The organism is Agrobacterium sp. CCNWLW155 (genome assembly GCF_036888815.1).
Lineage (GTDB): Bacteria > Pseudomonadota > Alphaproteobacteria > Rhizobiales > Rhizobiaceae > Agrobacterium > Agrobacterium radiobacter.
On record NZ_JBAKFW010000001.1, the window covers coordinates 503,243 to 515,806 of the forward strand.

Genomic DNA, 12,564 nt, shown 5'->3' on the forward strand with positions numbered 1-12,564 from the left:
ATGACGGCGGCATTAAAAGTGGCGGTCATTGCCGGAGAGGTATCCGGTGATCTTCTGGGTGCGGATCTGATCCGGTCGCTCAAGGCCCGATATGCGGGCCCCGTCGAGCTGGTGGGTGTCGGCGGCGATGCGCTGGAAGCACAGGGTCTGGTTTCCCTGTTCGACTATTCCGAACTCTCGATCATGGGCTTCACGCAGGTTTTGAAAAAGCTGCCGAAGCTCATTGCGCGGATCAACCAGACCGCCCAGGCAATCGCCGCTGCAAAGCCCGATATTCTGCTGATCATCGACAGTCCGGATTTCACCCATCGCGTGGCGAAAAAAGTCCGCCGGCAATTACCGCATCTGCCTGTTGTCAATTATGTCTGCCCCAGCGTCTGGGCGTGGAAGGAATATCGCGCCACCGCGATGCTGTCCTATGTCGATCATGTTCTAGCCCTGCTGCCCTTCGAGCCGGAAGCGATGCGCCGTCTCGGCGGTCCCCCGACGACCTTTGTCGGCCATCGGCTCAGCGTCGATGCCGATGTGCTCTCTGTGCGGCAGAAGCGGGCGGAACGCTCTCTGCCGGCAGATGGCCAGCCGAAAACCATCCTCCTCCTGCCGGGCTCGCGCTCCACTGAAACGACGCGGCTGATGGAGCCTTTTCAGGCGGCAGCGAGAGCTTTTGTAGAGCGCAACGGTCCGACGCGGTTTCTCCTGCCCACTGTGCCACGTCAGGAAAAACGCATCCACGAACTGGCGGCATCATGGCCGGAGGATATAAGGCCCGAAATCGGCATCGATTCCGCCTTCAAATGGAACGCGTTTGCTGAAGCCGATGCGGCCATCGCCGCTTCCGGCACGGTCATTCTGGAACTCGCACTCGCGGGCGTACCGACCATCTCGGTCTACAAGACCGACTGGATTTTCACCATGCTGAGCAAGCGGGTGAAAACCTGGACCGGCGCCCTGCCGAACCTGATTGCCGATTACGCCATCATTCCGGAATATTTCAACGAGGTCGTCAGGGCAGGCTCGATGCTGCGCTGGGCCGAGCGTCTGTCGTCCGATACCACCGAGCGGCGGGCGATGCTCGAAGGTTATGCGCTGGTGCAGCGGCGTTTGCACACGGATGTACCGCCGGGCGAAACCGGCGCACGCATTCTTCTCGATGTCCTCAAAAACAAGAATAGCTCCTCGGTATAATCGCAGCCATCCTGTCCTCAGGCGGCGGAAATAGCGGTTTTCCGACAAGGTTAAGCCAGCGGCCGCCTTGCCGCCAATGCAGGCAGGCGAGGGGTTGGTTTTAACGCATTTGATCGTTAGGGCGGCAATCCCCAGGCTTTTATAGGGTTCGCGGCCCGCGAATTTACGTCTGGCACACCTCTTGCTTTCAATCTTGTATGCAAGATAGCCATACATCAGAAAGCGCCCAGAGCGCGGTAGAAGACGCCATCATCTCAGGTATTCTTTCCGCGCGCATCCGCCCGGGCACCCGCCTCAGCGAGAACCAGCTCGCTAGCCTTTTCAGCGTGTCGCGCACGCGTATCCGCGAGGCGATGATGCGGCTGGAGACGCGCGGCATCGTCACCGTCAGCCCGCGCCGAGGCTGGTTCGTGGTGGAGCCTTCCGCCGAAGAATCCATCAAGGTCTATGAGGCACGGCGCATCATCGAATATGGACTTTTGCGCAACCTTTCCGCCATCAGCGCGGAAGGCATAACGATCCTTGCCGATCATCTCGATGAAGAAAAGGCGGCGATTGTCAAAGGCGACCGCCAGCGCCTGACCTGCCTGATGGGCGATTTCCACATCCGCATCGCCGAAATCGCCGGAAATGACATCATCGTCGAAACGCTGCGCGACCTGACGGCCAGAACCATCCTCATCTCCATGCTCTATCAGTCCGATTTCCATGCGCAGCAATCGCATGACGGGCACTGCCGCATCTTTGAGGCGATCAAGGCGGCTGATTTTCACGGCGCCGCCGAACTCGCCATCCGCCATCTCGACGAAGTTGAAACCGGTCTCGATCTCACCCGCAGGCCGGACCCGCTCTACGAGCTTCGCAATTCGCTTTCACTGCAGCCTCTTTCCTCAAGCCCCAAGGAGTAATTCCCAATGTTTTCCAGACGTTCATTGCTTGCCATTGCCGCGATTTCCGCAACACTTGGTTTTTCGCCCGCAGCCTTTGCCGACGCGCTCGGCGATATCACTTCCCGAGGCACGATCCGCGTCGCCGTCCCGCAGGATTTTCCGCCGTTCGGCAGCGTTGGCACCGATATGGCGCCGCAGGGTTACGATATCGACGTCGCCAACCTGATCGGCGAGAAGCTCGGGGTGAAGGTCGAGCTGGTGCCGGTCACCAGCGCAAACCGCGTTCCCTATCTGCAGACCAACAAGGTCGATCTCGTCATTTCGAGCCTCGGCAAGAACCCGGACCGTGAGAAGGTCATCGACTTCTCCACTGCCTATGCGCCTTTCTTCAACGGTGTGTTCGCTCCGGACTCGCTTGCTGTCACCAAGGCGGAAGATTTGGCCGGCAAGACCATCGGCGTTACCCGTGGCGCCGTCGAGGATCTGGAACTGACCAAGGTCGCTCCCGCTGATACGACCATCAAGCGCTACGAGGACAATAACGGCACTATCTCTGCCTTCCTCGCCGGTCAGGTGGAAGCCGTCGCCACGGGCAATGTCGTGGCCGCCGCCATTCTCGCGAAGAACCCACCGAAGCGCCCCGAGCTTAAGTTCCTGATCAAAAATTCTCCCTGCTATATCGGCCTGAACAAGGAGCAGCCGGCGCTGCTGGAGAAGGTCAACGCCATCATCGCCACTGCAAAGACCGACGGTTCGCTGAACACCATCGCGCAGAAGTGGCTGAAAACCGATCTTCCGAAGGATCTGTGACCAACCCGGCAAACACATGCGCCGGTCCCGTTTGATCCCGGCCCGGCGCATGGTTTGTCCTCTTCCGAAGGAAACATCGGGTGAAATACACATTCGATTTTGGATGGCTCCTCGAATATTATCCGCAGATCGCCAAGGGTATCGCCGTCACGCTTGAATTGATCGCCGTCGGCGGCGTTCTCGGCATCACGCTCGGCATATTCTGTGCCTGGGTGCGCGCGCTTGGCCCGAAATGGCTGCGGCCGCCGGTCGCGACCTATGTGGAACTCATTCGCAATACGCCGTTTCTCATACAATTGTTTTTTATCTTTTTCGGCCTGCCGTCGCTTGGCTTGCAACTGTCGGAACTGAGCGCCGCCAATATCGCCATGGTGGTCAATCTCGGGGCCTATAGCTGCGAGATCATCCGCGCCGGCATTCAGGCGACGCCGAAGGGGCAGTTCGAGGCCGGCGCAAGCCTCGCCATGACCCGTTTCGAAACCTTCCGCCACGTGGTGCTGGTTCCCTCCCTGCAACGAATATGGCCGGCGCTCTCCTCGCAGGTGGTAATCGTCATGCTCGGTTCGTCGGTCGTGTCGCAGATCGCCGCCGAGGACCTGACCTTCGCGGCCAATTTCATCCAGTCGCGCACCTTCCGCGCCTTCGAAGCCTACATGGTCTCCACCGTCATCTATCTCGTGCTGGCCATTCTTCTCCGGCAGGTGCTGGTGATGGGCGGCAACCTCATTTTTCCGCGCAGGAGTGTCCGATGATCGAGTTCTCCACCTGGGATATTCTCAGAAACCTGCTGCTCGCCACGCGCTGGACCGTGCTGCTCTCGCTCGTCTCCTTTGCGGGCGGCGGCTTGGTGGCGCTGCTTCTGCTCTTCATGCGCATTTCCCGGAAAAAATCGATACGGGCTTTCGCACGCTATTATGTCGAGCTTTTTCAGGGAACGCCGCTGCTGATGCAGCTCTTCATAGCCTTTTTCGGCCTTGGTCTCTTCGGTATCGATGTGCCGGCCTGGCTCGCGGCGGGTCTGACGCTGATCCTGTGGGCAGCAGCCTTCCTGACCGAAATCTGGCGTGGCTGCGTCGAATCTGTCGCCAAGGGGCAATGGGAGGCGTCGGCAAGCCTTGCCATGGGCCGCCTGCAGCAGATGCGTTACGTCATCCTGCCGCAGGCCATGCGGGTCGCCATTCCGCCGACCGTCGGTTTTTTCGTGCAGGTCATCAAGGGAACGGCGGTGACCTCGATCATAGGCTTCGTGGAACTGTCCAAGGCCGGCACGGTCGTCACCAACGCCACCTTCCAGCCCTTCACCGTTTATGGCCTCGTGGCCCTCATCTATTTCGCGCTGTGCTGGCCTCTGTCGAAGAGCAGCCAGATCCTCGAAAGGAAGCTCAATGTCGCTCATCGAAATCACTGAAGTCCGCAAAAGCTATGGCAGCAACGAGGTTCTGAAGGGCATCAATCTCGATGTCGAGCCGGGCGAGGTCATCGCCATCATCGGCAAGAGCGGATCGGGAAAATCGACCCTGCTTCGTTGCATCAACGGGCTGGAGACGATTTCGGCCGGTTCCATATCGGTCGCCGGCGCACAGCTTCTCGAAGACGATCTCCGTCTCAAGGCACTTCGATTGAAGGTCGGCATGATCTTCCAGCAGTTCAATCTCTTCCCGCACCAGACCGTCGGCGGCAATGTCATGCTGTCACAGATGGTGGTCAAGAAGACGTCGAAACCGGAGGCGGAAGCCGTTGCCCGCAAGATGCTGGAACGGGTTGGCCTAGCGCATAAATTCGATGCCTATCCCGATGAGTTGTCAGGTGGCCAGCAACAGCGCGTCGCCATTGCCCGCGCCCTCGCCATGCAGCCGATCGCTTTGCTCTGCGATGAGATCACCTCGGCGCTCGATCCCGAACTGGTTGCGGAAGTGCTTGCCGTGGTGCGGGAACTCGCCGCCGAAGGCATGACGCTCTTGATGGTGACGCATGAAATGAAGTTCGCGCGCGACGTCTGCTCTCGCGTCGTCTTCATGCATGAGGGCAGGGTGCATGAAATTGGCCCGCCGGAAGAGGTGTTCGCCAATCCCGCAACCCCCGAACTCAAGCAGTTCCTGGGCGTTGCGGCGCGCCACTAAGAACCACTCAGACGCCCAACAAAAAAGGCCGGCGGGTGAAAACCTGCCGGCCTTTGATCTCAAATGGTTTCGCGGCTTAGCGCTTGGAAACCGGAACGTAGTCGCGCTTGCCGGCGCCCGTGTAGAGCTGGCGCGGACGACCGATGCGCTGCTGCGGATCTTCGATCATTTCGTTCCACTGTGCGATCCAGCCGACGGTGCGGGCGAGAGCGAAGAGAACGGTGAACATGGTCGTGGGGAAGCCGAGCGCCTTCAGCGTGATGCCCGAATAGAAGTCGACATTCGGGTAGAGCTTCTTCTCGACGAAATAAGGGTCGGAAAGGGCGATCTTTTCCAGTTCCAGAGCAACCTGCATGATTGGATCGTCGGAGTTGCCAGTGGCTTCCAGCACTTCGTACATCGTCTTCTGCATGATCTTGGCGCGCGGGTCGTAGTTCTTGTAGACGCGGTGGCCAAAGCCCATCAGGCGGAACGGATCGTTCTTGTCCTTGGCGCGGGCGATATATTCCGGAATACGGTCAACCGTGCCGATCTCGTTGAGCATGTTGAGCGCCGCTTCGTTGGCGCCGCCATGAGCCGGGCCCCAGAGGCAGGCAATGCCAGCCGCAATACAGGCGAACGGGTTGGCGCCCGAAGAACCGGCAAGACGCACCGTGGAAGTGGAGGCGTTCTGCTCGTGATCGGCATGCAGGATGAAGATACGGTCCATGGCGCGGGCCAGAACCGGATCAACCTTGTAGTCCTCGCACGGTACGGCAAAACACATATGCAGGAAGTTGGAGGCGTAATCGAGATCGTTCTTCGGGTAAACGAAAGGCTGGCCGATATGGTACTTGTAGGCCATGGCGGCGATCGTCGGCATTTTTGCGATCATACGCAGCGAAGCGACCATGCGCTGGTGCGGATCGGTAATGTCGGTCGAGTCGTGATAGAAGGCCGAGAGAGCGCCGACCGTGCCACACATGACGGCCATCGGATGTGCGTCGCGACGATAGCCGGTGAAGAATCGGCTCATCTGCTCATGCACCATGGTGTGACGCGTGACGCGGGTGTCGAAATCCTTCTTCTGCGCAGCCGTCGGCAGTTCGCCGTAGAGCAGCAGGTAGCAGGTTTCCAGGAAGTCGCCCTGTTCGGCAAGCTGCTCGATGGGGAAACCACGGTGCAGGAGAACGCCTTCGTCACCGTCGATGTAGGTGATCTTGGATTCGCAGGAGGCCGTCGACGTGAAGCCCGGGTCGTAGGTGAAGGAGCCCGTGTGCTTGTACAGCGTGGCGATATCGACGACGCTTGGTCCAATCGTGCCTTCCCTGACCGGGAGTTCGACCTGTTTTTCGCCAAGTGTCACTGTAGCGCTTTTTTCCGTCATACTGATCCTCCGAAAACATGCGGGTGGGGGCGTTGAGACACGCCCCGCGGTTAAGCGTCTACCGATTAGCTATATGATCCTTGCGCCGATGCCAAGCTATCCAAAGGTCAAATTGTGCATTGCGGCATACGCAATTGCGTTGCTTTTCGCTTTATCATCATAGCAATTCGATCTCGGTCAACGCAGGGTTAAAGGAAAGCATTGCAATCCCTCGCATCCGCCTGCAAACCTGTTTCCTGTGCGGCAGGGGCGCGGCGCAGAGTGCTTGGTCAAGGGGAAAAAAAGCATTTCGGATATGCGGAAACGATGCAGGGCGGCTTGCCCGGCACGGCGGAGATTCTGTTTCCGCTACGCAGAGCCGGGGATGTCGCGACATATGATACGCCCGCCCTTGTCAGCAGGCCAAAACTGCGAGCTGTCGCCTCTCAAAAAATCGCCGCGTGCTTCGCCGAGGAGCGTGCATTCGGCCACGATTTTCTTTTCGTGCCGGTCTTAATCGGCTGTGGTGCGATCTTCTGGTTTTCCCTCGATACCTCGCCTTCATTCCCTGTTCTGGCAATCATATGTCTCATTGCCGCGGGCCTGGCATCCTTCACGAAATATCGTTCGGGCCTGGCAGCGACGGCCTGCGGCTTTTTCGCGCTGTTCTTGCTGGGCATGCTTTTCGCCGAGGTCGAAACGCGGCGGGTGGGAACCGTGGTGCTGGATACACCCGTCACCACTACCATTACAGGCACGGTGACGCGCCGGGAGGTCGATGCACGCGGGGATTGGCGATATGTGGTGCGGCTTGCCGCGACGGAGGCGCCGGCATTGTCACGCCCGCCGGAAAAGGTCTCGCTTCTCTCACGCGGGGGAGGTGAGCCTGTCGCACTGGGCGCGACCATTCGTGGTAAGGCGCGGCTTTCGCCACCATCCGGCCCGGCTTTGCCGGGGCTCAACGATTTCGCCTTTGCCTCCTATTTCAGGGGCATAGGCGCGACGGGCTTCTTTTATAAGCCGCCACAGACGGTCATATCACCCGAAGATGACATCAGCGCCGGAACGGACTGGCTGGAATGGGCCGATATGAGGCTTTACGGCCTGCGCACCGCCATTGCCGAACGCATTCGCAACACCATCGGCGGGGACGCCGGAGCCTTTGCCGCCTCCATCGTCACCGATGAGAGACAGGCCATATCTGCCGGGACGATGGAAGCGCTGCGGCTTTCCGGCCTTGCCCACATCGTCGCCATATCCGGGCTCAACATGGCGCTCGCGTCAGGCATATTTTTTGTGGGGCTGAGGCTTGCCTTCAGCCTTTTTCCGGCCTTTGCGCAGCGCTGGCCCGTCAAGAAGATCTCGGCTTTCGCCGCACTCCTGATGACGCTTGCCTATTATCTGATTTCCGGTTTCGCCGTCTCCGCCGAACGGGCCTGGCTGATGATGTCGGTGATGCTGATCGCTGTTCTCTTCGATCAACCCTCGCTCAGTCTCAGGAATGTTGCGCTTTCCGCTCTGGTCATTCTTGCCTTGTCGCCCTCGGAAATCATGGGGCCGAGCTTCCAGATGTCCTTTGCCGCAACCATCGCGCTCGTCGCCTCCTATGCCGCCTGGAGCCGCTGGCGTGTTGATCGCGAGCGTCTGTTCATCGGGCGCAAACCGGCATGGATGACGGTGGCGCAAACGGCGGGCGCCATCATCGGCGGAGTCATCACGACCTCGTTGATCGGCGGTCTTTCGACTGCGATCTATTCCGCCGAGCATTTTCAGCGTGTCACCACCTATGGACTTTTTGCCAATCTGGCCGCCATGCCGCTCATGTCGCTGATCGTCATGCCTTTCGGCCTTGTCGCCATGCTGCTGATGCCTTTCGGGCTTGATGCTCCGTTCCTCAAGGTCATGGGTTACGGTATGGCTCTCGTGATCGAAGTTTCTCGGGAGGTGGCCTCCTGGGGAGGAAGCGCTGCGACGGGGCGGCCACATGGCTGGTTCCTGGGGCTTGCCTCCGTTGGTTTTCTGCTGCTGGCATTGTTACGCAGCCGGCTGGCGCTTCTTGGTTTGCCGTTTCTGGTCCTCGCCTTTGGCCTGTCGGCGGCCACGGCCTATCGCAATCCGCCTCATCTGCTTGTTCATGAGGATGGCATGCTGGTGGCGCTGCTGGAGGATGGCAAAGCCTACACGACGAAAACACGGCCGCAGGGTTTCGTTTATGACCAGTGGCAAAGGGCACTGCTGTTGCCGGAACAGCCAGTTCCGCCGGTCTTTCTCAAGAGCGAGGCTGCGGCAACCACCGTGGCTTTGACCAAGGCGAAGCTTGATCCGGAAAAGATGAGGGCGGTTACACGGCAGATGACGGTGGCCCTGAGAGACGCGGAGCCCGGTATTTTCACCTGCAGCAAAGGCATATGGTGTGCCGCACGCGCGGGAAGCGGCGAATGGATCATCGTTCTGGAAGATGGTCGATTTGCCGGAAAGGCTTGTGATATCGCCGATATTGTCGTCGTTTCCCGCAGAACATCCTTCTCCCAATGCCGCTCGGGCGCACTCTTGCTTAACCGCGATATCCTGCGGCGGATCGGTTCACTGGAAATAGACTTTGCCGGCAGCGATCAGGTAGCGGTAGTCGGCAGGTTGCGCGCCGCGATAGCCGGCATGGACAGGCCCTGGAGCGAACATCGCTATTACGACTGGAAAAGCGGCCGTTTTGACCATGAGGTCCCTGATGCCGTCACGCGGTTGCTGGCGGCACCACAATGAGGGCCGCCAGCCTGGATCGTCAGGCCTTGATGCGCAGATCCGTCGTCAATTCGCCGATCCCGCCGATTTCCTCTTCATGCGCCGCGTCGCGCCAGGTTTCCTTCAGTCCGGCCTCGTACCATTCGCGCATGGCGGGCAGGGCGAGCAGCCGGTCACAATAGGCTTTCGCTGCGGGCGAAAGTTCCGCGCCATAGGTCTGGAAACGGAAAGCCACCGGGCAGAAGAAGGCATCGACCGCCGTAAATTTCTGGCCGGCAAGAAAGGGCCCGCCAAATTTTGCCAGGCCTTCGCTCCACAGCGCATCAACGCGCTTTATGTCGGCCGCTAGCCCGGTATCACCACCCTTCGGTTTTACGCGAATGCCGACCGACATGGGGTAGAGATTGCGCAGCGAGAAAAAGCCCGCATGCATTTCGCTCGCAGCCGAACGCGACCAGGCTCTTGCCTGCTTGTCGCTCGCCCAGACGCCCTGATGTCGCTCCGCCAGATATTCGGCGATCGACAACGATTCCCAAACCGTCACGCCTTCATCAACGAGGCAAGGCACCTTGCCGGTTGGCGAAAAGGTGGAGAAGGAAACGCCTTCGCCGAAGGGAACGAGTTTTTCATTGAAAGCAATGCCGAGCGTGCGCATTAATACCCATGGCCGCAGTGACCATGAGGAATAGTTCTTGTTGGCGATATAAAGATCGTACATGGCGTGTTCCCCGATATGATGCGCATTTCTATACCGGCGGATGGGCCCAGGAATATTGCAAATAATCCATGGCTCCCATAAGCCGCATTGATGAGTGGGGCAGGAAGAAAAGAAGCACCTGTACGTCACCATTCGGAGATGACGGCAAAACACATCGCGGCGAGACTGATGACCTGCATCCTTTCTCAACGAAATTAAGGATGCCCATTTTCAATCATCTGTTTCTTACCGCTGCCTGCTGGCCTTCGCGATAAAAGATGTGCGGACCTGCCAGACGATGTCGCTTCTCACTTATGCAGAGCCGCATCGTTCCAAGGAGCAAGCTGCAACGCTCCATAAGGGGAGCGCCATAATCTTGATGGTGCCCGCAGCAAAAGGAATTGCGGCCCCATGCCTTGAATCAATGGTAACGGCGGATCAGCCCTACCAGCTTGCCCTGGATTTTCACCCGGTCCGGTCCAAAAATACGCGTTTCATAGGCTGGGTTTGCCGCCTCGAGCGCAATGGAGGCGCCCTTGCGACGGAAACGCTTCAGGGTGGCTTCCTCATCATCCACCAGCGCTACGACGATATCACCCGGATTCGCCGTATTGCCATTGCGGATGATGACGGTATCGCCATCAAAAATGCCGGCCTCGATCATCGAGTCGCCCTTGACCTCAAGAGCGTAATGTTCGCCCGAACCCAGCATATCAACAGGCACGGCCACATCGTGGGTATTGTTCTGGATGGCGGAAATCGGCACGCCCGCAGCGATGCGGCCCATGACCGGCACGGTGACAGCCCCGACGAGATCATTGGCCGGCGTCTTGGGGGCAGGGGCCGCTTCCGACGCCTTGGGTTTGCCAAGGCTGCCTTCGATGACGCTCGGCGAAAAGCCGCGCTGCGGCCTTGCACCCGGCGTATAGGCCTCAGGCAGCTTGATGACTTCCAGCGCTCGCGCTCTATTTGGTAGCCGGCGAATAAACCCGCGCTCTTCGAGGGCGGTGATCAGGCGGTGGATGCCAGATTTCGAGGCAAGATCGAGTGCGTCCTTCATTTCATCGAAGGATGGCGGCACGCCGGACTCTTTCATTCGTTCATGAATGAAGAGAAGCAATTCCTGCTGTTTGCGCGTGAGCATGAGGAAAACACCCTTTAGAATCGTAGTGGAAGTCGCGAAACAAATACAGAACGAACACTATATGTTCCATATGTGTTCCGCAATCCCCTAAAATTTCGTGAAGCTGTTGGAGGCGCGAAAACAAAACGGGAATGGCGCGGCAAAAACTCTGGTAGATGAGCTGGAATTAAGACCCCAAAGTTTTGTTATTTTTATTAGCTCTTTTATCGGAAAAAGGGTTACTCAATCAGCTTTTTCGGAATCTTTGGAATTTGTCATTCCGACTGAGATGCCAAGTGTTTGATTAGGCAGAATATATTGGGAACCTTCTCACGATTCAATGTTCTGCGATGTCGTGATTGGGAATTCAACAACACCCAGATCATCACCATGGCGCCCGCGTGATCGGCCGGGAACTAGCAAAAACCATCGTCGACACCTTGCTGGCATAGGATTTCGACCCTAAAGGATCGTCGGCGAAAAATGTGGAGGCGATCAACCGTCTCGATGCGTGCCGGTGAATGAGCTTGCGGCCTCCAGCACTTTGCCACGACTTATGGGCGCGGCAAAGTGCTGGAGGCCGCAGGTCTAACACAGGGTGATTTTCTTACTTTTCGGATTTCAATGTATTATATGGTTAATTGTTTTCTAATAAGAGTAACATCGAAGATAGATGGCGAGTTCACGCGGGCCATTGTTTGCAGAGACCATTTCCGATCGTCAGGACCGGTAACGATCCATTTCGTGGCAGTGCTTTTTATGGTTCCGAGATTGGAGGGTAAGGAGCCGACATGTTTGATCGAATAATCCGAAGCGGCCATGCCCGACGATGGATTGGATATCCAATCCCCGGATTTGCTTAGCGAAAAATCATAGGCAGAACCATCTGGCGCGATAAGCGTCAGGTTACCAGTGCCAGACGCGGGAGACCCTGAAAAAGTCCCAAGTTGAATTTCCATTGCAAAGTTGAATTGCCACCCACTCGGCAATCCCATTGGCATATATTGAGCGCTCGCATTGCGACCGAGGGGTTGAGAGCGGTATGTCCGAGATACACTCAGTTTTCCATCTGACGTCGAGAAATCTTCCGTTTCATGGTATTTAGTTCCCGATGCCAGAATAATCGGATTACCTATTGACGGGTTGGGTCTGCCTCCGTTTGCAGAAGAGCATTCTGGACGCTGGGGTGGGTAGTCGGGGTTTTTAACGCAAGCATAAGGAAAAGCGGAATTGTAGCCAGCAGGGCAGGCAAATGAGACGATCGAGGGTAAGACTGTCCAGCACTTTGCAATAGCAGAAAGCCCGCCTCCAAGACGGTTTTCTTTAGGGCACAAATACTGGAAACTTGTCCAACTGCAATCCTTGGAAAATGGATGGCCGGGACGATCGAAAGCGCCGATAAAACGGCTGTAGCCGTTGTTCATACCCCAATAGTTCCACTGATATTGACAAGCTGCATCTGGGGTTGAGAACTGCTTTCCTAGCGTCTCCCAGAATCCCGGTACAGCGGCGCTGGCTTCATATCTCGGTAGGAAAATGCTTAAGAATAGTAATAATGTAAATACTATTATTCTTGAATAATTATGAGTTAAATTATAATTTATTGTAAAAATATACATTTTATGTCTCAATTGCTGCGTTTAATTTAAGATAAT

The 12,564-nt window shown here is 57.4% G+C and carries 11 protein-coding genes; 7 read left to right on the plus strand and 4 right to left on the minus strand.

All coding sequences use genetic code 11. From position 1 onward, the window contains the following. From lpxB to V6S97_RS02560, 6 genes are all read left to right on the plus strand, one after another. A complete protein-coding gene (lpxB, locus tag V6S97_RS02535; protein WP_060726174.1) occupies window positions 1-1,185 on the plus strand; it encodes a lipid-A-disaccharide synthase in 1,185 nt (394 codons plus the stop codon). Window positions 1,186-1,382: 197 nt separating this feature from the next. Then, the gene (locus tag V6S97_RS02540) at window positions 1,383-2,093 is read left to right on the plus strand and encodes a GntR family transcriptional regulator (protein ID WP_087743863.1); all 711 of its coding nucleotides are present in this window, start codon (window positions 1,383-1,385) and stop codon (window positions 2,091-2,093) included. Between the two features lie 6 nt (window positions 2,094-2,099). Continuing rightward, entirely contained in the window at window positions 2,100-2,885 is a 786-nt protein-coding gene (locus tag V6S97_RS02545; RefSeq protein WP_003502579.1) for a transporter substrate-binding domain-containing protein, read from the plus strand. A gap of 80 nt (window positions 2,886-2,965) precedes the next feature. Further along, the gene (locus V6S97_RS02550) at window positions 2,966-3,637 is read left to right on the plus strand and encodes an amino acid ABC transporter permease (RefSeq protein WP_334426026.1); all 672 of its coding nucleotides are present in this window, start codon (window positions 2,966-2,968) and stop codon (window positions 3,635-3,637) included. Further along, on the plus strand, window positions 3,634-4,293 hold the full coding sequence (locus V6S97_RS02555; protein ID WP_020012428.1) for an amino acid ABC transporter permease: 660 nt from the start codon (window positions 3,634-3,636) through the stop codon (window positions 4,291-4,293). Before V6S97_RS02550 ends, V6S97_RS02555 begins: the two co-directional genes overlap by 4 nt. Further along, the gene (locus V6S97_RS02560) at window positions 4,271-5,005 is read left to right on the plus strand and encodes an amino acid ABC transporter ATP-binding protein (RefSeq protein ID WP_334426027.1); all 735 of its coding nucleotides are present in this window, start codon (window positions 4,271-4,273) and stop codon (window positions 5,003-5,005) included. The genes V6S97_RS02555 and V6S97_RS02560 overlap by 23 nt, the downstream gene beginning before the upstream one ends. 76 nt (window positions 5,006-5,081) lie before the next feature. Here the strand turns inward: V6S97_RS02560 and gltA are convergent, their stop codons facing one another. Further along, on the minus strand, window positions 5,082-6,371 hold the full coding sequence (gene gltA / locus V6S97_RS02565; RefSeq protein ID WP_003502585.1) for a citrate synthase: 1,290 nt from the start codon (window positions 6,369-6,371) through the stop codon (window positions 5,082-5,084). Between the two features lie 306 nt (window positions 6,372-6,677). On the opposite strand from gltA, the gene V6S97_RS02570 reads away from it, so the two are divergent. Further along, window positions 6,678-9,110 (plus strand): ComEC/Rec2 family competence protein, encoded by a 2,433-nt coding sequence (locus V6S97_RS02570; RefSeq protein WP_334426028.1) that lies wholly within the window; start codon window positions 6,678-6,680, stop codon window positions 9,108-9,110. Between the two features lie 19 nt (window positions 9,111-9,129). Here V6S97_RS02570 and V6S97_RS02575 read toward each other — a convergent pair whose 3' ends face one another. The 3 genes from V6S97_RS02575 to V6S97_RS02585 form a co-directional block, all read right to left on the minus strand. Beyond that, window positions 9,130-9,807: a glutathione S-transferase family protein gene (locus tag V6S97_RS02575; protein WP_080864272.1), complete on the minus strand. Its 678-nt coding sequence runs from the start codon at window positions 9,805-9,807 to the stop codon at window positions 9,130-9,132. Window positions 9,808-10,207: 400 nt separating this feature from the next. Further along, window positions 10,208-10,930: a transcriptional repressor LexA gene (lexA, locus tag V6S97_RS02580; protein ID WP_020810865.1), complete on the minus strand. Its 723-nt coding sequence runs from the start codon at window positions 10,928-10,930 to the stop codon at window positions 10,208-10,210. 608 nt (window positions 10,931-11,538) lie between these two features. After that, entirely contained in the window at window positions 11,539-12,528 is a 990-nt protein-coding gene (locus tag V6S97_RS02585; RefSeq protein WP_334426029.1) for a DUF6531 domain-containing protein, read from the minus strand. Between the last annotated feature and the right edge of the window lie 36 nt (window positions 12,529-12,564).

Excerpts from the sequence above, each read along its gene's own strand:
- V6S97_RS02555 (WP_020012428.1), top strand. The coding sequence starts at position 3,634 with ATGATCGAGTTCTCCACCTGGGATATTCTCAGAAACCTGCTGCTCGCC.
- gltA (WP_003502585.1), bottom strand. The coding sequence starts at position 6,371 with ATGACGGAAAAAAGCGCTACAGTGACACTTGGCGAAAAACAGGTCGAA.
- lexA (WP_020810865.1), bottom strand. The coding sequence starts at position 10,930 with ATGCTCACGCGCAAACAGCAGGAATTGCTTCTCTTCATTCATGAACGA.
- V6S97_RS02560 (WP_334426027.1), top strand. The coding sequence starts at position 4,271 with ATGTCGCTCATCGAAATCACTGAAGTCCGCAAAAGCTATGGCAGCAAC.
- V6S97_RS02540 (WP_087743863.1), top strand. The coding sequence starts at position 1,383 with ATGCAAGATAGCCATACATCAGAAAGCGCCCAGAGCGCGGTAGAAGAC.
- V6S97_RS02570 (WP_334426028.1), top strand. The coding sequence starts at position 6,678 with ATGCAGGGCGGCTTGCCCGGCACGGCGGAGATTCTGTTTCCGCTACGC.
- V6S97_RS02575 (WP_080864272.1), bottom strand. The coding sequence starts at position 9,807 with ATGTACGATCTTTATATCGCCAACAAGAACTATTCCTCATGGTCACTG.
- lpxB (WP_060726174.1), top strand. The coding sequence starts at position 1 with ATGACGGCGGCATTAAAAGTGGCGGTCATTGCCGGAGAGGTATCCGGT.
- V6S97_RS02545 (WP_003502579.1), top strand. The coding sequence starts at position 2,100 with ATGTTTTCCAGACGTTCATTGCTTGCCATTGCCGCGATTTCCGCAACA.
- V6S97_RS02585 (WP_334426029.1), bottom strand. The coding sequence starts at position 12,528 with ATGTATATTTTTACAATAAATTATAATTTAACTCATAATTATTCAAGA.